Origin of the sequence: Yersinia sp. 2542 StPb PI (assembly GCF_048593855.1) — a bacterium.
GTDB classification, from domain to species: Bacteria; Pseudomonadota; Gammaproteobacteria; order Enterobacterales; family Enterobacteriaceae; genus Yersinia; species Yersinia enterocolitica_E.
The window spans coordinates 1-22,098 of the sequence record NZ_JAZGQA010000002.1; the positions used below are offsets into that span (position 1 = coordinate 1).

The following is a 22,098-nucleotide window of genomic DNA, read 5'->3' on the forward strand; positions in this document are numbered from 1 at the left end:
TATCGCGGCAAGTTTATCGGCAATACCTTGCTTTGAATCACAGCGCGAAGTCGTAGATGTTTTACATACCGATTTTACTGATATTGCAGCCGTGGTGCTTTCAGTTCAGGACATTAATAATGGTGTAATTGATAGCATTCATGAGTTGGGTTTAGAGATTCCAATTTTTGCCGCTGTCTGCTGTGAAGAAGAGTTGAATACCGATGTATTACCCTCTTTAAATGGGGTATTTGAACTGTGTGGCGACAATACTGATTTTTATGGTAAACAACTGGAATCAGCCGCAGAAAAATATGAAAAAGAGCTGCTGCCACCGTTCTTTAGTACATTAAAGAAATACGTGGAGATGGGTAATTCTACCTTTGCTTGCCCTGGTCATCAGGGTGGTCAATTCTTCCGTAAACACCCAGCGGGCCGCCAATTTTTTGACTTCTACGGCGAAACTATTTTCCGCTCTGATATGTGTAATGCCGACGTAAAATTAGGTGATTTGCTTATTCATGAAGGCGCACCTTGTGATGCTCAAAAACATGCAGCAAAAGTATTTAACGCCGATAAAACTTATTTCGTACTGAACGGCACTTCTGCTTCTAATAAAGTCGCTACCAATGCGCTGTTAGCCCGTGGTGACCTGGTGCTGTTTGACCGTAATAACCATAAATCCAACCATCATGGTGCGCTGATTCAGGCCGGTGCAACACCGGTATATCTGGAAACTGCCCGTAACCCATTTGGCTTTATTGGTGGTATTGATGCCCACTGTTTTGAAGAAAAATACCTGCGTGAACAAATCCGTAGCGTAGCACCTGATCGTGCTAACGAAGCGCGCCCATTCCGTCTGGCTATCATCCAACTGGGTACTTATGACGGCACCATCTATAACGCTCGCCAGGTTGTGGATAAAATTGGCCACCTTTGCGACTATATTCTGTTCGATTCTGCTTGGGTAGGTTACGAACAATTCATTCCAATGATGAAAGATTGTTCACCATTATTACTTGAACTGAATGAAAATGATCCGGGCATTATCGTTACTCAATCAGTACATAAACAACAAGCCGGTTTCTCACAAACGTCGCAGATCCATAAAAAAGATAAACATATTAAAGGTCAGGATCGTTACTGCAATCATAAACGCTTTAATAACGCCTTTATGCTACACGCCTCCACCAGCCCATTCTATCCATTGTTTGCTGCTTTAGATGTTAACGCAAAAATGCATGAAGGCAAAAGTGGTCAACGCATGTGGCTTGATTGTGTTAAGACCGGTATTGAAGCACGTAAAATGATCTTGAATACCTGTAATATGATTAAGCCTTTTGTACCGGTAGAAGTTGATGGCAAACTGTGGCAGCAATATGACACCGATGCCATGGCACAAGACTTACGCTTCTTTAACTTTATTCCTGGCGAAAAATGGCATGCATTTGAAGGTTATGAAGAGTCACAATATTTTGTTGACCCATGCAAACTATTATTAACCACTCCGGGTATTGATACTAATACTGGTGAATATACAGCATCAGGGATCCCAGCAACCATTCTGGCTAACTTCCTGCGCGAAAATGGTATCGTGCCAGAAAAATGTGACCTCAACTCGATCCTATTCTTATTAACGCCAGCAGAAGACTTGGCGAAAATGCAGCACCTGGTCGCACAAATTGCCCGTTTTGAACGTTTCATCGAAGAAGATGCAATGTTAAGCGATGTATTACCTACTGTGTATCGTAATAATGAAACACGTTACAAAGGTTATACTATTGGCAAATTATGTCAGGAAATGCATGACCTTTATGTCAGCTATGATGTTAAACAGCTACAGAAAGAGATGTTCCGCAAACAGTATTTCCCTAAAGTTATGATGAATCCACAGGATGCCAATATTGAATTCGTCCGTGGTCATGCCGAATTAGTACCATTGTGTAAAGCCGAAGGTCGAATTGCTGCTGAAGGTGCGCTTCCTTACCCACCGGGAGTATTGTGTGTAGTCCCTGGTGAAGTTTGGGGGGGCGCTGCACAGCGTTATTTCCTGGCATTAGAAGAAAGTATTAATTTACTACCAGGGTTTGCGCCTGAGTTACAAGGCGTTTATTTACAAGTCGACGAAGATGGTTGGAACCGTGCATACGGTTATATGATGAAGCAATAAGTTAACAATAATAAATTTATACCCAATTTAGTTGGCGTTACAGCCTGGCGGCAAACGAAATAACCCCGAATCACTGGTTAACATTAAGTGATTCGGGTGACAACTCTATTTGCGTGGCCCAAGTAGGATGGACCGAGTAATGATAATCGCCAACAAGGCTGTAATTTCAAATAAAAAGGGATTTGACGACACCAATAACTCAAACCTGCGGGAATAAATTATTCCTGCAGTCTCTGAAATTAAAAAAGAGATAATAAAAATGAGTAAAACAAATAATAAGATGGGAGTAGTACAGCTAACAATTCTAACCGCCGTCAATATGATGGGGTCAGGAATAATTATGCTGCCAACCAAACTCGCCGAAGTCGGGACAATCTCTATCGTCTCATGGTTAGTCACCGCAGTAGGTTCAATGGCACTGGCCTATGCCTTCGCCCAATGTGGGATGTTCAGCCGTAAATCCGGTGGTATGGGCGGCTATGCTGAATATGCGTTCGGCAAATCTGGCAACTTTATGGCGAACTACACCTATGGTGCTTCACTGTTGATTGCCAATATCGCCATTGCAATCTCTGCGGTAGGTTACGGCACTGAATTGTTGGGAGCGACACTAACACCACTGGGTATTTGTATTGCAACCATTGGCGTGCTGTGGCTGGCAACAGTTGCTAACTTCGGTGGCGCGCGCATTACCGGGCAGATCAGTAGTGTTACTATCTGGGGGGTTATTATCCCAGTGGTCGGTATCTCAATCGTTGGTTGGTTCTGGTTTAGTGGTTCAGCCTATATGGCAGCCTGGAACCCACATGCAGTTCCCACTTTTGAAGCCATCGGCTCTTCAATCTCAATGACGCTGTGGGCCTTCCTTGGTCTGGAATCTGCTTGTGCCAATACTGATGCTGTCGAAAACCCTGAACGTAACGTTCCGATCGCCGTACTCGGTGGGACTTTAGGTGCAGCTGTTATCTATATCATCTCAACCAACGTGATTGCCGGTATCGTACCAAATATGGATTTGGCTAACTCTACAGCGCCGTTTGGCCTGGCGTTCGCTTATATGTTCACCCCTGCGGTCGGTAAAATCATCATGGCATTGATGATCATGTCCTGCGTGGGTTCATTACTGGGTTGGCAGTTCACCATCGCTCAGGTATTCAAATCCTCTGCTGATGAAGGCTTCTTCCCGAAAATTTTCTCAAAAGTCAGTAAAGCCGATGCCCCCATCAAAGGGATGCTGACCATTGTTGTCATCCAGAGTGTGCTGTCCCTGATGACCATTAGCCCGTCACTGAACAAACAGTTCAACGTGCTGGTCAATCTGGCGGTAGTCACCAATATCATCCCTTATATTCTGTCGATGGCGGCGCTGGTCATTATCCAGAAAACCGCCAATGTGCCACCAGCCAAAGCACGTAAAGCCAATATCATTGCCTTCATTGGTGCGATGTATAGCTTCTATGCGCTTTACAGCTCAGGGCAAGAAGCCATGACATGGGGTGCGATTGTTACCTTCCTTGGTTGGACACTGTACGGTTTGGTTTCACCACGCTTTGAGTTTGCAGCAAAAACCAAATAACTAACCATAACCCTGCGGGTGGAAGGTCACTTCCCCCGTATATTTAACCAATCAGGTGCCAGTAGATAAAAAAATCAGGATACCGCAGCCGATTCCGGTAATAATGTTCCGCACCGCTACCCCCGGACTGGAATAAAATTATGTCGGACAGCCTATGGTATCTCTATCTACTGCGCACCCCCACTGGCATGCTCTATACCGGTATCACCACAGATGTAACACGGCGATTGGCCCAACATCAGGTAGGGAAAGGCGCGAAAGCGCTGCGAGGAAAAGGTGAGTTAACATTGGTATTTCAGTGTGAGGCAGGGGATAGATCGACAGCATTGAAGTTAGAATATCGGGTGAAGCAACTCAATAAGCAGCAAAAAGAAAAGCTGGTAATTAGCCAGCCTTCTTCGTTGCTATCGTTACCTGGCGTTAAAAGCGATTAAACGGGGCAGAGAACACCACTTCACCATCAGCACCCGCCAGTGCATCTTCCGCCAACGCATAAACCTGAAAAGCCTCTTCAGTACCGGGCCAACGGCAGGTCAATTGATGACGAGCCGCTGGTACAAAACCGAAACGCTGATAATAGGCTGGGGAGCCTAGCACCACGACAGCGGCATAGCCAAACTCATTCAGAGAGTCTAGCCCTTCGTAGACCAGTTTTTCAGCCAAACCCTGGCGGCGCAACCCCTCCGCCACGGCCAGTGGTGCCAGTGCGACCCATTGACGGTCTTCACCTCCCACCTCAACCGGGCTGAATGCTGCATAGCCAACCACACCGCCTTCATCGTCAGTTGCCACGATACCCAACGTCAATAAGCCATCTTCACGCAGTTGCTGTACCAGCTCGGCCTCTGCATCTTGCTTGAAGACTTGACGCAACAGGGCGTCTATCCCCGGCGCATCCACCGGAATTTCAACCCGGATCAGCACGATGCTAATGTACGGGAAGCACTCACCGCACCCTCTTGCTGACCTGCCTCGATAAATTCAGCCAGTTGTTGCAGGCCAACACGCAGTAGTGTTGGCATGGACTCCAACTCAATGGCATCCATTAGATTTTTGACATACAGGCCCAATTCGGTATCCCCTTCAATTCGTAACCGGCGCTGGAAAAACAGCGTATCCGGATCTTCTTTACGGGCAGCGATCAAAATCAGATCGTTGGCATCACCGCTAAAGCTCACATCAGCTTCAGCCTGTTGGCTTACGACCAGCCTACCGTGTTCTACTGTCATAAACCATTGCAATGCGAGGTCTCGCACTTCAATTTTTAACCAGCGGGATTCCAAAAATTCCAGTTCTCCGTCTAGCAGAGCCTGACGAAGTTGCCACCCCAGCACTTGCTCTATTACCTGACGTTTTAAGGCAAAGGGGGTCAATTTTAACGGACCCCGCAGTAGCGCCGGCCCTTGACGCACCAGACGTGCTCGTAGTTCTCCCAACACAGGCAGACTCCTTTTTGGTGATATCCCCTTTGTACTTGAAGCCGCAGGGGTGTTGGCTACCTGCAATTCCAATTACTTTGGGTATCAATCTGCATAAAATAAAGTTCTATTTTGCCACATTAGCAAAACCGGAAAGCGCGTTATATCGATAAATTTTGCACCAAGTTATCGCTGAAAGTATTGCTAAATATCAGAAGAATGACACCAATGCCAAAGAAACTGCCTTAAATCAAGGTCCGGGGGGAGCAGGTTAACTAGAATCGCCACTCGATAAAATTTTCATCGCCACGAATATCATCTTCGGATGGGGAACAATAATTGCCAGCGGTAACCTCAGCAAGGCGAGCCGTTGACTCATTCAGGAAAACTCTATGGAGCTGCTTTGTCCTGCCGGCAACTTACCCGCATTAAAGGCCGCCATCGATAATGGTGCCGACGCGGTTTATATTGGCTTGAAAGATGATACCAACGCCCGCCATTTTGCTGGCCTCAATTTCACCGATAAAAAGTTGCAGGAAGCGGTCAATTACGTTCATAGCCGCAAACGTAAACTGCATATCGCCATTAACACCTTCGCCCACCCTGACGGTTATTCCCGGTGGCAGCGGGCGGTGGATATGGCGGCACAGCTTGGGGCGGATGCCCTGATCCTGGCTGATTTGGCCATGCTGGAATATGCCGCCGAACGTTACCCGGAGGTTGAGCGCCATGTATCGGTACAGGCGTCGGCCACCAATGATGAAGCTATCCGCTTTTATCAACGTCATTTCGATGTGGCGCGAGTGGTTTTACCACGCGTACTGTCAATGCATCAGGTGAAACAACTGTCGCGTACCAGCCCGGTGCCACTGGAGGTATTTGCCTTTGGCAGCTTATGCATTATGGCTGAAGGGCGTTGCTACCTTTCTTCCTATTTGACCGGTGAATCACCCAATACGGTCGGAGCCTGCTCTCCAGCGCGCTTTGTTCGCTGGCAGCAAACCCCACAGGGGATGGAGTCTCGCCTTAATGAAGTGCTGATCGACCGTTATGAAGATAATGAGAATGCCGGATATCCCACCCTGTGCAAAGGCCGTTATCGGGTAGACGGTCAGCGCTATCATGCGTTGGAAGAGCCAACCAGCTTGAATACGCTTGAGTTATTACCGGAGCTGTTTGCTGCCAACATTGCGTCAGTGAAAATTGAAGGCCGCCAACGCAGTCCAGCTTATGTCAGCCAGGTTGCCAAGGTCTGGCGACAGGCGATTGACCGCTATCAGGCCAACCCTTCGCAGTTTGTCGCCAAAGCGGAATGGATGGAACAACTGGGCGCAATGTCCGAAGGTACTCAAACTACATTGGGTGCTTATCATCGTAAGTGGCAGTAGCCGGAGGAAACATGAAGTACGCCTTAGGCGCAGTACTCTATTACTGGCCAAAAACTGATATCGAAACCTTTTACCAGACTGCGGCCAACAGCAGCGCCGACATTATTTATCTCGGTGAGAATGTCTGTACCAAACGCCGTGAAATGAAGGTGGGTGACTGGTTGGCACTTGCTAAAGAAGTGGCTGCCAGTGGCAAACAGGTGGTGATTTCCACACTGGCGCTGCTGCAAGCACCGTCAGAGTTGAATGAATTAAAGCGTTATGTGGAAAACGGTGAGTTTTTACTGGAAGCCAATGACCTAGGGGCGGTGAATATGGCCGCTGAACGTGGCTTACCCTTTGTTGCCGGCCATGCCCTGAATTGCTACAACGCTTATACTCTGCGAATTTTACACCGTCAGGGCATGATGCGTTGGTGTATGCCGGTTGAGCTATCACGTGACTGGCTGGTTAATGTGCTGCAACAGTGCGAAGAATTGGGGTTCCGCAATCAGTTTGAGGTAGAAGTATTGAGCTACGGCCACCTGCCGCTGGCTTATTCTGCCCGTTGCTTCACCGCGCGCTCAGAAGACCGAGCCAAAGATGAGTGTGAAACCTGCTGCATCAACTACCCACAAGGGCGGCCGGTATTATCACAAGAAGACCAACAGGTATTCATCCTAAACGGTATTCAAACCCAAAGTGGCTACTGCTATAACCTCGGTAATGAACTGATTTCCATGCAAGGATTAGTGGATATCGTGCGACTCTCTCCGCAAGGTCTGGATACGCTGACAGTTATCGAGCAGTTCCGGGCTAATGAGCAGGGATTGAGCCCACTCATCTTGACCGATAAAGCCGACTGTAACGGCTACTGGCGGCGTCTCGCCGGGCTGGAATTGGTGTCATAAGAACCCATCGGGCGTAGCACTACGCCCGTATCACTCCATGCGCAGGCATGCTTACCCAGTCACTCGATATAGCTACCACAACGAATCGTAGGGGCCATAGCGTTCTCTTTTTCATCGCTTCAATCATCCTTTTGCCGCCGCATTTATTCCCCCTTGCCAAACCACGATTTAGATTATGCTTTTATAGGTGATAGTCGCGCACTGTATGTGGCTTCTTATGTGCGTATTAATGCGGCTAGCTCCCCTGTTTGGATTAATAAATTAGTGCGTTCGCCCTTCAAGCGACTCGACATAAGGTTAAGATGGACGATTCTATGACTGACAAAAAGACAGTTCCGCTTTCAGTGCTTGATTTATCGCCGATAGCGCAAGGCAAAACACCACGAGAGGCTTTTCATGCTTCGCTGGATCTGGCTCAACATGCTGAAAAGTGGGGATATCACCGCTATTGGCTCGCTGAGCATCATAACATGACAGGTATTGCCAGCGCGGCGACCTCAGTACTGATTGGCTATATTGCCGGAGGTACCAAGAGCATCCGTGTCGGCTCCGGCGGCGTCATGCTACCTAACCACTCACCACTGGTGATTGCAGAACAGTTTGGTACCCTCGCCTCTCTCTACCCAGACCGTATCGATCTCGGCCTTGGCCGTGCGCCCGGCAGTGACCAACGCACCATGATGGCATTACGCCGCCATCTGTCCGGTGAAGTGGATAACTTCCCCGCCGATGTTGGCGAACTGCAAAACTACTTTGCTGAAGTACAACCGGGGCAAGCGGTACAAGCCGTGCCTGGGCAGGGTTTGCACGTTCCATTGTGGCTACTGGGTTCCAGCCTGTATAGCGCTCAATTGGCTGCGGCCATGGGCCTGCCGTTCGCCTTCGCCTCACATTTCGCACCAGATATGTTATTCCAGGCGCTCAAGCTCTATCGGGAAAACTTCAAGCCGTCCATTCAATGGCCAAAACCCTATGCTATCGTTTGTGTGAACGTGGTGGCCGCAGATAGCGAGCGCGATGCCCATTTCCTGTTTACCTCCATGCAGCAGCAATTTGTCAATTTGCGCCGCGGCACGCCGGGTCAACTACCGCCACCAGTAGAAAACATGGATAAGATCTGCTCACCCGCCGAACAATTTGGTGTCGATCAGGCGCTACGCCTATCTATTATTGGTGATAAAAGTAAAGTGCGGCATGGGCTTCAGTCATTACTGCGGGAGACCCAGGCTGACGAATTGATGGTGAATGGCCAGATTTTCGACCATCAGGCACGACTATATTCATTTGAAATAGTTGCCGGATTACAGCCAGAGTTACAAGCTGTTGAGCACCTATAACTCGCCAACTGAAGCAAAATTATAGACATAAAAAAACCAGCCCGAGGGCTGGTTTTTATTTTTAATCATCAGAAATGATTAAGACTTATGCGTCACCAAAACGACGGCGAGTAGGTGCCGCTGCTGCTGGTGCAGGCGCTGGTGCATCTTCACGACGCGGAGCTGCTGAGCGCTGACCATCACGGTTGCCACGACGTTGTTCGCCACCACCGGCTGGAGCACGGTCACTACCGAATGAACGACGAGGAGGAGCACCTGCTGCGCCATCACGACGTTCGCCACCGAATGAACGGCCACCACCACCACGACGCTCACCACCGGCAGCACCACCAGCAGGACGCTCACGGCGTTCATGTGGCTGCGCATCACCCAACAACTGCATGTTCAGCGGCTTGTTCAGGATACGGGTACGGGTGAAGTGAGATAACATTTCGCCCGGCATGCCTTTTGGCAACTCGATAGTTGAATGCGAAGCAAACAGCTTGATATTACCAATGTAACGGCTGCTGATGTCGCCTTCGTTAGCAATCGCGCCAACGATATGACGGACTTCAACACCATCATCACGGCCCACTTCAATGCGGTACAGTTCCATCTCACCAACATCACGACGTTCGCGACGTGCTGGACGCTCACCACCATCACGGCTGTCAGCGCGGCTGTCAGGACGAGGCTCACGACGACTGTCACCACGATCACGGCCACGATCGCTACCACGGTCATCACGGGAATTGAATTCACGCTGCGGACGACGCGGAGCTTCTGGTGGCAGAATCAGAGGACGTTCGCCCTGTGCCATTTTCAGCAGTGCAGCAGCCAGGGTTTCGAGATCAAACTCTTCTTCTGGTTGCAGCTTAGCCAGCAATGCACGGTACAGGTCCAAATCACTGCTTTCCAGCTGTTGGCCAACTTTAGCAGCAAACTGAGCTAAACGACGTTCACCCAACAATTCGGGGTTTGGCAACTGAACTTCTGGGATAGTCAGTTTCATGGTGCGTTCAATGTTTTGCAACAGACGGCGTTCACGGTTCTCAACGAACAGCAACGCACGACCAGCACGACCGGCGCGACCAGTACGGCCGATACGGTGAACGTAAGACTCTGAATCCATAGGGATATCATAGTTTACGACCAGGCTGATACGGTCAACATCCAAACCACGTGCCGCAACGTCAGTTGCAATCAGAATATCCAGACGGCCATCTTTCAGGCGGTTCAGTGTCTGCTCACGTAAAGACTGGTTCATGTCACCGTTCAAGGCAGCGCAGTTATAACCGCTACTTTCCAAGGCTTCAGCCACTTCCAGTGTGCCATTTTTGGTACGCACGAAGATAATAGCTGCATCGAAATCTTCAGATTCCAGGAAACGTACCAGTGCTTCGTTTTTGCGATAGCCGCCACCCACTCTCCAGAAGCTCTGGCTGATGTCAGGGCGGGTAGTCACGCTAGACTGGATGCGGACTTCCTGTGGATCTTTCATAAATTTACGGGTAATACGACGGATCGCATCTGGCATAGTCGCAGAGAACAGTGCGGTCTGATGCTCAGCCGGCATCTGCGCCAGAATGTTTTCGACGTCTTCGATAAAGCCCATACGCAGCATTTCATCTGCTTCATCCAACACTAAACCGCTCAGGTTGGACAGGTTAAGAGTACCGCGTTTCAGGTGGTCTAACAGACGACCTGGGGTACCAACAACAATTTGTGGCCCCTGGCGCAAAGCGCGTAATTGAACGTCATAACGCTGGCCGCCGTAAAGGGCTACAACGTTGACGCCATTAATGTGTTTAGAGAAATCAGACAATGCCTGTGCGACCTGAATAGCCAACTCACGGGTTGGTGCCAGCACCAGAACCTGTGGAGCTTTCAGCTCAGCTTTAATATTGTGTAACAGCGGCAAACCAAACGCGGCTGTTTTACCACTGCCTGTTTGCGCCATGCCGAGAACATCACGGCCGTTTAACAGGTGTGGGATACATTCCAACTGGATAGGAGATGGTTTTTCATAACCAAGATCAGTCAGAGCGGAAAGAATAGGAGCAGATAGCCCCAGATCAGCAAAAGAGGTTTCAAGCTCAGTAGTCATGTACACGTGCCTCATTAATAATGGCAGCCAGTCTACATAACTCGTCGAGAAAATTTTCAGTCATTTTCATTGAAAAGTGTGAACCGGCTCAAATTAGATTATAAAACGAACAAAAAGGCCATCACCTGTTAGGGTGATTAACATTGGTAAAAACCAAGATAGTCAGGCTAATAGTTGTTCGTCAGCTATTGCTGGTCCGATTCCGATAGGTCGTCTTGTTCTTGGCCCAAAAGCGCCAATTCCAACAATGCATAGCGGTGCTCAACAAAATTATGAACGTTGTTAGCTACCGTCAGTTTGAACAGCGCCGAAGCGGTGTCCTTGTCCCCCAGACTTAGGTAATGTTTACCTAAATAGAAGTCAGTTTCACTGAGATGCTCAGCGAGCGAAGTGTTATCCATTGCATCTGACTTGAGCCTTTCCATCAGCGTTTTTTCGCTGATCGTGCCCAAGTAGAATTCGACAATATTCCATCCCCATTGCCCTCTGTCCGATTTTTCATAGCGCTGTTGTAACGCTACTGCAGCCGCCTTGGGATCGATTTCTCTTTCCACCAGATACAGCCATAACGAACGGAAGGGATCATTTGGATCGTCTTGATAAAACGCCTGCAGATCATCCTGCGCCAACGGGAGTCGACCGCCATAATACAGAGCGATACCCCGGTTTAAACGCGCGTAATTGTAAGTTGGATCAAGCTCTAGTACAGAATCAAACGCTTCATAGGCAGCATCAAAATTGCCTGCCTGCGTTAAATAAATGCCCAGATAGTTAAAAACTTCTGGCATATCAGGACGAATAGCTAACGCTTGCGAAAAATCATTTCGCGCTAGTGCCCGTAGCCCGAGGCTATCATACAGCACTCCGCGCTCATATAAAAGCTGCGCGCGCTCATCATCCGTAAGTGCCCGACTTGCAAGGATTTGTTCCATGCGAGCCAGAATCACTTCCTGCTGCAACGTAGGTTGCAACGGGATAGCCAACACCTCGTCTTTACGCCAATCATGGTTGCTGCATCCTGCCAGCATGAGTGCTGTCGCAACGTAACACCAGCGCAAGAAAGGCTTCATTTCCTACTCCCGAAGACAAACATTGGATAAATATCCTTTCATCCATTTGTTTAACACAAGAGCATCCTGCCCTCGAGATAACACAGCCCCTCACCAGAGGTAAGGGGCTATGGAATACTTTATTACTCTGCTGCTTCTGGTGCCGGAGCTTCTGCGTCAGGAGTAGTGGCTTCTTTGATGCTCAGGCGGATACGGCCCTGGCGATCAACTTCCATTACTTTAACTGGCACTTCTTGGCCCATTTGCAGATAGTCAGTCACTTTCTCTACACGCTTGTCAGCGATTTGAGAAATATGAACTAAACCTTCTTTACCGCCGCCGATTGCCACAAATGCACCGAAATCAACGATACGAGTTACTTTACCCGCATAGATACGGCCCACTTCGATTTCAGCAGTGATTTCTTCGATACGGCGGATAGCGTGTTTCGCTTTATCGCCGTCGGTTGCTGCAATCTTAATGGTGCCATCATCTTCGATTTCAATGGTGGTGCCAGTTTCATCAGTCAGCGCACGAATCACAGAACCACCTTTACCGATCACATCCTTGATTTTCTCAGGATTGATTTTCATGGTGTAGATACGTGGAGCAAACTCAGAGATATCACCACGAGGTGTGCTGATAGCCTGTTCCATAACACCCAGAATGTGCAGACGCGCACCCTTGGCCTGGTTCAGAGCCACCTGCATGATTTCGCGGGTGATACCTTCAATTTTAATGTCCATTTGCAGTGCAGTAATACCGTCACGGCTACCGGCCACTTTAAAGTCCATGTCGCCCAAGTGATCTTCGTCACCCAGAATATCAGACAGAACAACAAAGTTTTCGCCTTCTTTAACCAGACCCATCGCGATACCCGCAACAGCGGCCTTAATTGGCACACCTGCATCCATCAGGGCCAAAGAAGCACCACAAACAGAAGCCATTGAGGAAGAACCGTTAGACTCGGTGATTTCAGAAACCACACGAACAGTGTAAGGGAACTCGCTCGGGCTTGGCATTACTGCCAGTACACCACGTTTCGCCAGACGGCCATGGCCAATCTCACGACGCTTAGGTGAACCAACCATACCTGTTTCACCAACACAATATGGAGGGAAATTATAGTGTAGCAGGAATGAGTCAGTACGCTCACCCATCAGCTCATCAATATTTTGCGCATCACGGGCAGTACCCAGTGTTGCAGTAACCAGCGCCTGAGTTTCACCACGGGTGAACAACGCAGAACCATGGGTACGTGGCAATACGCCAGTACGCACATCCAGACCACGGATCATGTCTTTTTCGCGGCCATCGATACGTGGCTCGCCACGCAATACGCGGCTACGAACGACGTTTTTCTCAACATCGCCCAGAATGTCATGAATCTCGCTAGCATCTAAAGATTCATCTTGTGCCAACAGCGCTTCAGTGACGTCAGCTTTAATAGCATCAACCTGAGTATAGCGCTCTTGTTTCTCAGTGATACGATAAGCATCACCCAGACGAGCTTCTGCCAGCTCAGCAACACGCGCGTGCAGCGCTTCGTTAACTGGCTCTGCATGCCAATCCCACTTAGGTTTGCCAACTTCAGCAACCAGAGCGTTGATATTCTCAATCACAACTTGTTGTTGTTCGTGGCCGAAGATGACCGCGCCTAACATTTGATCTTCAGACAGAATCTGTGCTTCTGATTCAACCATCAATACTGCGTCAGCAGTACCGGCAACAACCAGATCCAAGCGGCTCTCTTTCAGCTCATCGGTCGTTGGGTTCAGCACATACTGGTCGTTGATGTAACCAACACGAGCAGCACCAATTGGGCCGTTAAATGGAATACCTGACAGGCTCAGCACCGCTGAGGCACCAATCAGTGCCACGATGTCTGGGTTAACTTGTGGGTTAACAGAAACAACGGTCGCAATCACCTGCACTTCGTTCAAGAAGCTGTCTGGGAACAGTGGGCGGATCGGACGGTCAATCAGACGTGAAGTCAGTGTTTCGCCTTCACTTGGGCGGCCTTCACGACGGAAGAAGCTACCTGGGATACGGCCAGCAGCGTAAGTACGCTCCTGATAGTTAACAGTCAGAGGGAAGAAGCTCTGACCTGGCTTGGCTTTCTTTTGGCCAACAACAGTCACAAATACTGCGGTGTCGTCCATGCTTACCATTACAGCAGCCGTTGCCTGGCGAGCCATCATACCGGTTTCAATGGTAACGGTATGTTGACCGTACTGGAATTTACGAATAATCGGAGTCAGCAAAATAGTATCCTTATACTATGCGGTGCCGGATCGTATTGACGACCTCATCCACCTGTTACTAATACCTTCACACTGCATCCTCGCGACTAATGACAATCCTTAACTCTCATTGAGTTAAAGTCTCTCATTAGCCGCGCGAACCTCTGCACCGGAAGATCCTATGTTTGAAATTTACGCTTCATACTTGACGCTACAGCAGTGTTAACCTTTCTCACTCACCCGAATCACTGACCTGAGCCAACTCTGCGGGCGGATCCGTTTGCTGCTTACTTACAACTTCAATTACTTTGGGTAATGAACAACAATATACTAACGTATTCTATCATTGCTTCTTAGAAAAAAGGGGCCAATTTGGCCCCTTTCTCCCGAAACTCGCAGACTTAGCGACGCAGACCCAGACGCTCGATCAGGGAAGCATAACGTGTTACATCTTCACGCTTCAGGTAGTCCAGCAGCTTACGACGCGTGGATACCATACGCAGCAGACCACGACGGCTGTGGTGATCTTTTTTGTGCTCGGAGAAGTGACCTTGCAAATGGTTAATTTGAGCAGTCAACAGAGCAACCTGAACTTCGCTTGAACCGGTGTCATTGGTACCGCGACCGAAGTCAGCAACAATTTTAGCTTTCGCTTCAACACTTAGAGACATGATACAACTCCAAATATATAGATAAATTAAAACAGGCGCCGATCTCTAATTCAGCAACCCAATATGTAAGCCGCACTATTCTACTCTTTGCACTGCGGAATCGCAAGGTAGCCGCCTTCCTGCAACTCGAATTATATAAGGTATGGCCTACAGTGCATTTTCCTGCGCCTCTACTACCAGGCGTTTGGGTGCAACACGGCCATCCTCTGCGATAGTGCCGATACCAATGAAATTACGCTCTTCGCCTTCAGTGATACGGACCATACCTTCGCTTGGCGCGCCAGCAACATGCACCGGTTGCCCTTGCTTTACATAGGCTGCAACAGCAGGTAACAGATTGACTTCAGGGAAGTTTAATACTGCACTGTCCATCGGTAGCAACAGTAAATCCAGCTCTGGATTTGGTGAGCGCTCTTCTGCCTGTGCCGCTTCAACTATGGCAGTCAACTGCTCTAAAGTCACCATGCGATCACTTGGGTAAGCGGCCACTTGCAAACGACGCAGATAGCTAACATGTGCCCCACAGCCTAATAATTCACCCAAATCATCAACAATAGTGCGAATGTAGGTGCCTTTTGAGCAATGAATTTCCAGCTCAAGGTCATTGCCTTCCCAGCGGATAAACAGCAATTCATACACGGTAATGCTACGGGCGTCGCGCTCTACTTCAATCCCCTGCCGGGCATATTCATACAACGGTTTACCTTGATGCTTCAGTGCCGAATACATGGAAGGTATCTGCTGGCTATCGCCGCGGAAACTATCCAGAGCAGCATCCATCTGCGCCTGAGTGACGTTAACTTCACGCTCACTGATTAACGCACCTTCGGCATCCGAAGTATCTGTGCGCTGGCCCAAACGGGCAACCACCAGGTAGCGCTTATCAGAATCGAGCAAGAATTGAGAGAATTTGGTCGCTTCACCAAGACAGATAGGCAACATACCGGTCGCCAGTGGATCGAGTGCACCGGTATGGCCTGCGCGGTTAGCGCTAAAGAGACGTTTTACTTTCTGCAAAACATCATTAGAGGAGAGGCCCAGCGGCTTATCCAATAACAGAACGCCGTTAATGTCACGGCCGCGACGACGTGGACGCCCCATTACTTCTCCTCGTCGTTACCTGGATTAACCTGACGTTCTACATCATTTTTGATGACGTTAGTCACCAGGTTAGACATCCGCATGCCTTCAATCAATGAGTTATCATAAGCGAAGGTCAGTTCCGGTACGATACGCAAGCGCATCGCTTTACCCAGCAGAGTGCGGATATAACCAGAGGCATCTTGCAGTGCTTTAATGCCATTTTTAACTGTATCCGGGTCTGCGTTATCGGTTAACACATTCAGGAAGGTCACAAAGACTTTAGCGTAAGCCAAATCACGGGACAGCTCGATACCGGATACGGTAGCCATACCAACACGTGGGTCTTTGATTTCGCGTTGTAAGATGAGTGCGATCTCTTTTTGCATTTCCTGCGAAACACGTTGAGAACGGCTGAATTCTTTTGCCATTTGGATTCTCCAGACAAATTGGGGGGCCAAGGCCCCCCAAATGGATATAAGCAGATCTGAGGCGATTAATCGATAGTACGTTTGATTTCGATAATTTCGAAGACTTCGATCACATCACCAGTACGGACGTCGTTATAGTTCTTAACGCCGATACCACACTCCATACCATTACGAACTTCGTTAACGTCATCTTTGAAGCGGCGCAGAGATTCCAGCTCGCCTTCATAGATAACCACGTTGTCACGCAGAACACGGATTGGATTGTTACGCTTAATCACACCCTCAGTAACCATACAACCTGCAATGGCGCCAAATTTCGGTGATTTAAACACATCACGAACTTCAGCCAGACCAATGATTTGTTGTTTGTACTCAGGTGCCAACATACCACTCATCGCCTGTTTGACTTCGTCGATCAGGCTATAAATTACTGAGTAGTAACGCAGATCCAGACCTTCAGTTTCAACCACACGACGGGCTGAAGCATCAGCACGAACGTTAAAGCCAAGGATGATTGCGCCAGAAGCTGCGGCCAGTGTTGCGTCAGTTTCGGTGATACCACCAACGCCTGAGCCAACAATGCGCACTTTCACTTCATCGGTAGACAGATTTTCCAGTGAATCACAGATAGCTTCACAAGAACCCTGTACGTCAGACTTGATTACGATGTTCAGTTCAGAAACTTCGCCTTCGGTCATGTTAGCAAACATGTTTTCCAGCTTAGATTTCTGCTGACGAGCCAGTTTAACTTCGCGGAATTTGCCCTGACGGTACAGTGCAACTTCACGAGCTTTCTTCTCGTCACGAACCACGGTGACTTCATCACCGGCAGCAGGAACACTGGACAGACCCAGGATTTCCACCGGAATAGACGGACCAGCAGACGTGATATCCCGGCCCAACTCGTCACGCATCGCACGTACACGGCCATACTCAAAGCCACACAGTACGATATCACCTTTGTTCAAGGTACCTTTCTGAACCAGCACGGTAGCAACAGGGCCACGGCCTTTATCCAAGAAGGATTCGATAACCACACCGTTTGCCATGCCAGTACGAACTGCTTTCAGTTCCAGAACTTCAGCTTGCAGCAGAATTGCGTTCAACAATTCATCAATACCGATACCAGCTTTCGCAGATACGTTGATGAACTGAGAGTCACCGCCCCACTCTTCTGGCTGGACACCGTACTGAGACAGCTCGGTTTTAACACGGTCTGGATCAGCTTCTGGCTTATCGATTTTGTTCACTGCAACCACAACCGGCACTTTCGCCGCTTTGGCATGCTGAATAGCTTCGATAGTCTGTGGCATCACGCCATCGTCGGCTGCAACAACCAACACCACGATATCAGTCGCCTGAGCACCACGGGCACGCATTGAAGTAAACGCGGCGTGTCCTGGGGTATCCAGGAAGGTGATCATGCCGTTTTCAGTTTCAACGTGATAAGCACCGATGTGCTGTGTAATACCACCGGCCTCACCTGACGCCACTTTCGTGGAGCGGATGTAATCCAGCAGAGAGGTTTTACCGTGGTCAACGTGGCCCATGATGGTCACAACCGGAGCGCGATGCTCGGCTGCGGCTTCAGCGCCAGTATCACGGTCGCTCATCAAAGCTTCTTCCAGTTCGTTTTCACGACGCAGAATCACTTTGTGGCCCATCTCTTCAGCAACCATCTGTGCTGTTTCTTGATCGATAACCTGGTTAATGGTTGCCATAGCACCCAGTTTCATCATTGCTTTGATGACCTGAGAGCCTTTAACAGCCATTTTGTTTGCCAGTTCAGCAACTGTTACAGTCTCACCAATCACAACATCGCGGTTAACCGCAACAACAGGCTTGTTGAAGCTCTGTTGCAGTGTGCTTGGTTTACGTTTGCCTTTACGGCCAACAGCACGTGCTTCTTCACGATCAGCTTTAGACTCGGAGAGTTTATTGCCTTTTTTCTGCTTAGTTGCTTTACCACCACGAGTGCGGCTACGGCGATCACCTTCAACTTTGGCGTCGTTTTCGTCTTCCGCGGCGCGCGCATGTTGTGAGGTGGTTACATGGTAGTCAGCAGACTCAGTCTGCTCAGCCACAGGTTCTGGCCATTTACCTTCGTTTTCGGCTGCCATTTTACGGGCTTCCTCAGCAACGCGTTTAGCATCTTCCTCGACCTTACGGCGTGTTTCTTCTTCTACTGAGCGTTTCAGCTCGGCAGCTTCAGCTTCACGGCGTGCTTTATCGGTCTGAGCTGGCTTGATTTTTTCGTCGGTTTGTTGATTCGTCACTTTTTCTTTTTCCGCTGCTTGGCGTTTAGCTTTTTCAGCGGCCTCACGTTTGGCTTGTTCTTCGGCCGCACGTTTAGCTTTTTCTTCAGCGATTTTCTGCGCTGCTGCTTCCGCTTCACGTTGTGCCTGCTCTTCCGCTTCACGCTGTGCCTGCTCTTCCGCTTTCGCTTGTTCAGCTTCCGGCGTATTTACATAAGTGCGTTTCTTGCGGACCTCGATTTGCACCGATTTACTTTTTCCGCCGGTGCTCGGAATATTCAAGGTGCTACGCGTTTTGCGTTGCAACGTGAGTTTATTAGGCGCACTGCCGTGTTCACGGTTTAAGTGCGCCAGCAATGTTTCTTTTTCTTGCTGGGTAACTGAGTCTACTTCAGACTTCTTGATCCCTGCATCAGCAAATTGCTGTACCAGGCGATCAACTGGGGTCTGAATCTCAGCTGCCAGCGATTTTACGGTTACATCTGTCATGCTGTTCCTTCCTGCTACAGTTTATTACGCGTTATCGCCAAACCAACAGATATTACGTGCAGCCATAATCAGCTCGCCGGCTTGCTCATCGCTAAGCCCTTCAATATCTGCCAGATCGTCGATACCCTGCTCGGCAAGATCTTCCAGCGTACACACACCGCGCGCAGCCAATTTGAATGCCATGCTACGTTCCAGACCCGCCAGGTTCAGCAGATCATCAGCGGGTTTTTGGTCGCCAAGACTTTCTTCTTGTGCCAGGGCCAGCGTGGTCAATGCAGCTTTGGCGCGATCACGCAGCGCTTCAACCGTATCTTCGTCAAGACCATCGATTTCCAGAAGTTCTTTCATTGGCACGTAAGCCAATTCTTCCAGAGAAGAGAAACCTTCCTCTACCAATATGGTGGCAAAGTCCTCATCGATATCAAGATATTTGGTGAAGGTATCAATAGCGGCATGAGCTTCGGCCTGATGCTTCGCCTGAAGATCGTCCGCCGTCATTACGTTCAGTTCCCAGCCACTCAGTTGTGCTGCTAAACGTACGTTCTGGCCGTTACGGCCAATTGCCTGGGCCAAGTTGCTGGCTTCAACGGCAACATCCATCGTGTGTCTGTCTTCATCAACCACAATAGACGCAACATCAGCTGGCGCCATGGCATTAATAACAAACTGGGCTGGATTATCATCCCACAATACAATATCAATGCGCTCGCCGCCAAGCTCGCTGGAAACAGCCTGAACTCGGGCACCACGCATACCGACACAAGCACCGACTGGATCGATACGTTTGTCGTTGGTTTTGACCGCAATTTTAGCACGCGAACCAGGATCACGGGCGGCAGCTTTAATTTCGATCAATTCTTCGCCAATTTCTGGCACTTCAATACGGAACAGTTCGATCAGCATTTCAGGACGTGAACGGCTGACAAATAACTGAGCACCGCGAGCTTCTGGACGCACGTCATACAGAACACCACGGATACGGTCGCCTGGACGGAAGTTTTCACGCGGTAGCATGTCTTCACGGCCAATAACGGCTTCAGCATTGTTACCCAGATCCAGTGCAATACTGTCACGGTTAACTTTTTTCACCACACCGGTAACAATTTCGCCCAGATACTGACGGAACTGATCAACCACCATAGCACGTTCGGCTTCACGTACTTTCTGTACGATGACCTGTTTAGCTGTTTGGGTTGTGATACGGTCAAAAGTAACAGATTCAATCTGGTCTTCGACATAATCACCCAACTGGAGGGTTGGATCTTCATATTGAGCCGCATCCAACGTGATTTCACGCGTTGGCATGGTAACTTCGTCAACTGCGACCCAACGGCGGAAAGTGTCGAAATCACCGGTTTTACGGTCGATGCTGACGCGAACTTCAATTTCTTGTTCGTATTTTTTCTTGGTCGCTGTCGCTAGAGCAGTTTCCAACGCCTCAAAAATCTTCTCGCGCGGAAGGGATTTCTCATTGGAAACTGCTTCTACAACAGCCAGAATCTCTTTGTTCATCCTAGTTGCCTCATCCAAACTTTAAAAGTGGGGTACCAGGTTCGCTTTCTGGATGTTGCTCAGCGCGAACACTTCATCTTTTCCATCCACAGTAACCGTGATCATTTCACCATCAACGGCTTTAATAATGCCCTGCCATTTACGGCGGTTCTGCATTGCCATACGCAAAACCAAAGTGACTTCTTCACCGAGGTAACGAGTATAGTGTTCAGCGGTGAACATAGGGCGATCAAGGCCCGGAGAGGAAACTTCTAAGTTGTAAGCGACCGTAATTGGATCTTCTACGTCCAATACAGCGCTGACCTGGTGGCTGACATCAGCACAAGCATCAACAGTGATTCCGTCGTCACTATCAATATAGATTCGTAGCGTCGATTGGCGCCCCCGGATGAACTCGATGCCGACTAATTCATAGCCTAAGGCCTCAACCGGTGCTGAAATTATCTCTGTTAACTTTTGTTCTAATGTGGACAAGCCCACCCCCAAGACATAAAAAAAGGGCCTAATAGCCCAGTGATTCTGCTGTCAAATAACAAAAAACCCCGAAATTCGGGGCTTTATGCAACTGGACCCTGTTTGCCGCAAAGCGGCTTCGGTACAACTTTCTGACAAGTATTTTTTTCAAATTGAAATCGAAAGTATCTGAGGTCTACCGAATACAACATTTGAAAAAAAACACTTTAGGAAAGTGGTTGCGGGGGCCGGATTTGAACCGACGACCTTCGGGTTATGAGCCCGACGAGCTACCAGGCTGCTCCACCCCGCGTCCGAAAACGTGGCAAATATTACGTTGATAACGACAAAAAAGCAAGTTATCTGACTGATTTGGTACCGAGGACGGGACTTGAACCCGTAAGCCCAATCGGGCACTACCACCTCAAGGTAGCGTGTCTACCAATTCCACCACCCCGGCACTGATTCAACTGGTTGTTTTTACTATTTAAGTCGTCACAACCATTTTAAAACTTTTTTCTATCGTTACTACTTACTGCTGGCAAAACATTACTGCGGGATATCGCTACTTGGCTTAGCTGGTGCTACTGGAGCTGTAGTCTGCTCAGTTTTTGCAGGCGTACCCAAGTTTTCCCACTCGCTGCCTGTATGGCCCTGGTTGGTGCTCATATTGCCCAGAATCAAGCTAATGACGAAGAACAGCGTCGCCAATAAAGCCGTCATGCGAGTCATAAAGTTACCGGAACCATTCGAACCGAACAGAGTTGCAGACGCACCTGCTCCGAATGAGGCTCCCATATCCGCGCCTTTACCTTGCTGCAACATGATCAGAGCAACTAGCCCAATCGAAATCAGCAAGAAAAATACCAGAAGAGCTTCGTACATAGTTGTACCTGTATCCTTGCGGATTCACCGCATGCCAAATGCTTTTCACCCATCAGCGGGGACTTATTCACCCACTTAAGCGGGTGTGAATACTAACCAAAGCGCATAGTACACGCAAGGGCAATTTCACAACACGAGTTCATTTGCAGAAAAAAACGTCAAGTTATTCAACTTCAGCGCAATTTA

Annotated in this window: 19 protein-coding genes and 2 tRNA genes; 6 read left to right on the forward strand and 15 right to left on the reverse strand. The window is 48.9% G+C overall.

Annotated features, from left to right (window positions below):
* Nucleotide 1: 1 nt before the first annotated feature.
* The 3 genes from speF (at nt 2) to V1952_RS00585 (ending at nt 4,159) form a co-directional block, all read left to right on the forward strand.
* The gene (gene speF / locus V1952_RS00575; RefSeq protein WP_420074200.1) at nt 2-2,149 is read left to right on the forward strand and encodes an ornithine decarboxylase SpeF; all 2,148 of its coding nucleotides are present in this window, start codon (nt 2-4) and stop codon (nt 2,147-2,149) included.
* Nucleotides 2,150-2,408: 259 nt separating this feature from the next.
* A complete protein-coding gene (gene potE / locus V1952_RS00580; protein WP_050085596.1) occupies nt 2,409-3,725 on the forward strand; it encodes a putrescine-ornithine antiporter in 1,317 nt (438 codons plus the stop codon).
* Nucleotides 3,726-3,865: 140 nt separating this feature from the next.
* The gene (locus V1952_RS00585) at nt 3,866-4,159 is read left to right on the forward strand and encodes a GIY-YIG nuclease family protein (RefSeq protein ID WP_083160882.1); all 294 of its coding nucleotides are present in this window, start codon (nt 3,866-3,868) and stop codon (nt 4,157-4,159) included.
* Here the strand turns inward: V1952_RS00585 and V1952_RS00590 are convergent.
* The gene (locus tag V1952_RS00590) at nt 4,146-4,649 is read right to left on the reverse strand and encodes a GNAT family N-acetyltransferase (protein WP_372557852.1); all 504 of its coding nucleotides are present in this window, start codon (nt 4,647-4,649) and stop codon (nt 4,146-4,148) included. The genes V1952_RS00585 and V1952_RS00590 overlap by 14 nt on opposite strands.
* Nucleotides 4,643-5,164, reverse strand: a complete 522-nt coding sequence (gene ubiT, locus V1952_RS00595) for a ubiquinone anaerobic biosynthesis accessory factor UbiT (protein ID WP_372557851.1) — start codon at nt 5,162-5,164, stop codon at nt 4,643-4,645. Before ubiT ends, V1952_RS00590 begins: the two co-directional genes overlap by 7 nt.
* A gap of 371 nt (nt 5,165-5,535) precedes the next feature.
* Here ubiT and ubiU point away from each other — a divergent pair, with 371 nt between their 5' ends.
* The 3 genes from ubiU to V1952_RS00610 all read left to right on the forward strand — a co-directional run bounded on the left by ubiU (nt 5,536) and on the right by V1952_RS00610 (nt 8,758).
* Nucleotides 5,536-6,531: a ubiquinone anaerobic biosynthesis protein UbiU gene (gene ubiU, locus V1952_RS00600; RefSeq protein ID WP_083160887.1), complete on the forward strand. Its 996-nt coding sequence runs from the start codon at nt 5,536-5,538 to the stop codon at nt 6,529-6,531.
* Nucleotides 6,532-6,542: 11 nt separating this feature from the next.
* The gene (locus V1952_RS00605) at nt 6,543-7,421 is read left to right on the forward strand and encodes a U32 family peptidase (RefSeq protein ID WP_372557850.1); all 879 of its coding nucleotides are present in this window, start codon (nt 6,543-6,545) and stop codon (nt 7,419-7,421) included.
* Nucleotides 7,422-7,735: 314 nt separating this feature from the next.
* Complete coding sequence (locus tag V1952_RS00610) at nt 7,736-8,758, forward strand: luciferase-like monooxygenase (protein ID WP_372557849.1); 1,023 nt, start codon at nt 7,736-7,738, stop codon at nt 8,756-8,758.
* Nucleotides 8,759-8,843: 85 nt separating this feature from the next.
* Here the strand turns inward: V1952_RS00610 and V1952_RS00615 are convergent, their stop codons facing one another.
* From V1952_RS00615 to secG, 13 genes are all read right to left on the reverse strand, one after another.
* Nucleotides 8,844-10,844: a DEAD/DEAH family ATP-dependent RNA helicase gene (locus V1952_RS00615; protein WP_420074201.1), complete on the reverse strand. Its 2,001-nt coding sequence runs from the start codon at nt 10,842-10,844 to the stop codon at nt 8,844-8,846.
* Nucleotides 10,834-10,914, reverse strand: coding sequence for a protein YrbN (gene yrbN, locus V1952_RS00620; protein ID WP_096335046.1), 81 nt, complete (start codon nt 10,912-10,914; stop codon nt 10,834-10,836). The genes V1952_RS00615 and yrbN overlap by 11 nt, the downstream gene beginning before the upstream one ends.
* A 115-nt stretch (nt 10,915-11,029) precedes the next feature.
* Nucleotides 11,030-11,914: a lipoprotein NlpI gene (nlpI, locus tag V1952_RS00625; protein ID WP_083160891.1), complete on the reverse strand. Its 885-nt coding sequence runs from the start codon at nt 11,912-11,914 to the stop codon at nt 11,030-11,032.
* 122 nt (nt 11,915-12,036) lie between these two features.
* The gene (gene pnp / locus V1952_RS00630; RefSeq protein ID WP_083160892.1) at nt 12,037-14,157 is read right to left on the reverse strand and encodes a polyribonucleotide nucleotidyltransferase; all 2,121 of its coding nucleotides are present in this window, start codon (nt 14,155-14,157) and stop codon (nt 12,037-12,039) included.
* Between the two features lie 380 nt (nt 14,158-14,537).
* On the reverse strand, nt 14,538-14,807 hold the full coding sequence (gene rpsO / locus V1952_RS00635) for a 30S ribosomal protein S15 (RefSeq protein ID WP_420074202.1): 270 nt from the start codon (nt 14,805-14,807) through the stop codon (nt 14,538-14,540).
* Nucleotides 14,808-14,954: 147 nt separating this feature from the next.
* Nucleotides 14,955-15,908 carry a tRNA pseudouridine(55) synthase TruB gene (truB, locus tag V1952_RS00640; RefSeq protein ID WP_372557847.1) on the reverse strand — a complete coding sequence of 318 codons (954 nt, stop codon included), beginning with the start codon at nt 15,906-15,908 and terminating at the stop codon, nt 14,955-14,957.
* Nucleotides 15,908-16,318 carry a 30S ribosome-binding factor RbfA gene (gene rbfA / locus V1952_RS00645; RefSeq protein WP_032816249.1) on the reverse strand — a complete coding sequence of 137 codons (411 nt, stop codon included), beginning with the start codon at nt 16,316-16,318 and terminating at the stop codon, nt 15,908-15,910. Before rbfA ends, truB begins: the two co-directional genes overlap by 1 nt.
* A gap of 65 nt (nt 16,319-16,383) precedes the next feature.
* Nucleotides 16,384-19,062, reverse strand: a complete 2,679-nt coding sequence (infB, locus tag V1952_RS00650) for a translation initiation factor IF-2 (protein WP_372557846.1) — start codon at nt 19,060-19,062, stop codon at nt 16,384-16,386.
* 24 nt (nt 19,063-19,086) lie between these two features.
* Nucleotides 19,087-20,574: a transcription termination factor NusA gene (nusA, locus tag V1952_RS00655; protein WP_083160895.1), complete on the reverse strand. Its 1,488-nt coding sequence runs from the start codon at nt 20,572-20,574 to the stop codon at nt 19,087-19,089.
* A gap of 21 nt (nt 20,575-20,595) precedes the next feature.
* Nucleotides 20,596-21,048, reverse strand: coding sequence for a ribosome maturation factor RimP (rimP, locus tag V1952_RS00660; RefSeq protein ID WP_002222054.1), 453 nt, complete (start codon nt 21,046-21,048; stop codon nt 20,596-20,598).
* Between the two features lie 215 nt (nt 21,049-21,263).
* Nucleotides 21,264-21,340, reverse strand: a tRNA-Met gene (locus tag V1952_RS00665).
* Nucleotides 21,341-21,400: 60 nt separating this feature from the next.
* Nucleotides 21,401-21,487 (reverse strand) — tRNA-Leu (locus V1952_RS00670).
* Nucleotides 21,488-21,576: 89 nt separating this feature from the next.
* The gene (gene secG, locus V1952_RS00675; RefSeq protein WP_005186467.1) at nt 21,577-21,912 is read right to left on the reverse strand and encodes a preprotein translocase subunit SecG; all 336 of its coding nucleotides are present in this window, start codon (nt 21,910-21,912) and stop codon (nt 21,577-21,579) included.
* Nucleotides 21,913-22,098 lie beyond the last annotated feature (186 nt).